Raw genomic sequence first — 894 nt, 5'->3', positions numbered from 1 at the left:
TTTGGCCGCGGGGCGCCGGTGCCCGCCACGTGGTCGTTCCCCGCCGCCGGCTGGTGCCCGTTGTCCACCGCGACCATCGAGATGCAATCGGGCCCCGGGCACACGATCTGGCAGAGGTTGCAGCCCACGCACTCGTCGAGGTCGATGACCGGCACGCGGCCCTCCCCCGTCGGGTGAATGCACTGGTGGGCGCCGTCGTGGCAGGCCACCACGCAGACCTGGCAGCCGATGCACTTGGCGGGGTCGATCTCCGCCACGATCTCGTAGTTGAGGTCGAGGTTGCCCCACTCCGAGAAGCTCGGAATGGCGCGGCCGACGATGTCGTCCATCGTGGCCATACCCTTGCTGTCCATGTACTCGTTCAGGCCCTCGATCATGTCCTCGACGATGCGGTAGCCGCGCAGCATGACCTCGGTGCAGACCTGCACGCTCGAGGAGCCGAGCAGCAGGAACTCCACCGCGTCCCGCCAGTTGGTGATGCCGCCGATGCCGCTGATCGGGATGTTGAAGCGTGGATCCCGCGCCAGCGCCGCGCACATGTGCAGGGCGATGGGTCGAACGGCCGCGCCGCAGTAGCCGCCGTTGGTCGACCGGCTGCCCACCCGGGGCTCCATCACGAAGCGGTCGATGTCGACGCCGATGATGGACTTGATGGTGTTGATGAGGGAGACCCCGTGCCCGCCGCCCGCCTGAGCCGCGAGGCCGTGGGGTCGGATGTCGCCGACGTTGGGCGTGAGCTTCACCAGCACGGGCACGGTGGAGTAGTCCACGGCCCAGGAGGTGATCTCCTCGTTGACCTTGGGCTCCTGGCCCACCGCCGAGCCCATGCCCCGCTCGCACATGCCGTGGGGGCAGCCGAAGTTCAGCTCCAGCCCGTCCGCGCCCGCGTCGATG

1 protein-coding gene is annotated in these 894 nt (G+C 68.9%); it reads right to left on the bottom strand.

Going from position 1 to position 894, the window contains the following annotated elements; genetic code table 11:
• Positions 1 to 894, bottom strand: an 894-nt coding sequence (preA, locus tag GY812_14375) for an NAD-dependent dihydropyrimidine dehydrogenase subunit PreA (protein MCP4436670.1), incomplete at both ends; no start/stop codon positions are given.

The sequence above is a fragment of the Actinomycetes bacterium genome (genome assembly GCA_024222295.1).
Lineage (GTDB): Bacteria > Actinomycetota > Acidimicrobiia > Acidimicrobiales > Microtrichaceae > JAAEPF01.
Note: the sequence above shows the minus strand (reverse complement) of the source record. Positions and strands in the feature narration are given on the sequence as shown.